This window comes from Vibrio sp. HI00D65 (assembly GCF_001635455.1).
GTDB lineage: Bacteria > Pseudomonadota > Gammaproteobacteria > Enterobacterales > Vibrionaceae > Vibrio.
In genome coordinates, this window is the sequence record NZ_LWEH01000128.1 from 1 (window position 1) to 446 (window position 446).

Annotated in this window: 1 protein-coding gene; it reads right to left on the minus strand. The window is 50.4% G+C overall.

The window, feature by feature from the left end; translation table 11 throughout:
* Nucleotides 1-446 (minus strand): extracellular solute-binding protein (locus A3712_RS11370; RefSeq protein WP_331710877.1); only part of this gene is annotated, 446 nt, incomplete at both ends.

Consider the following 446-nt stretch of genomic DNA (forward strand, 5'->3'; position numbering starts at 1 on the left):
CAAGCAGCCGTGTTTTTCGCGTTGGTGTAGAACTCAACAAACTCAAATGCACCTTTCGCTGCTGCGTCGTCTGTGCCTTTTGGCATTACGTAAACCAGCGCACCCGCTTGTGGTGCAGAAGGGTTTGAGCCCCAACCTGGTTGCGTGGTTGCTGAAAGCTTAGTGAAGTCCAAGTCACCTTGGTCACCCGATGAACCGGTGTAGCCTAGTGCGTTGTCTTTCATCACATCATCAATGGTTTTGTACCAGTATTCCCAACCTTGACCACCGTAGTGAATACGCATGATTTGATCATCGTGGATCCACTTACGGAAGCTGTCCCACACCTCAACCCACTCAGGAGAGTCAATCAGCACTTTCTTACCGTCATCACTGATGATCTTGGCGCCGTTAGAAAATGCCGCGTCAATCATGTTGTCTTGACCCCACATCGGCTCCCAACCGTA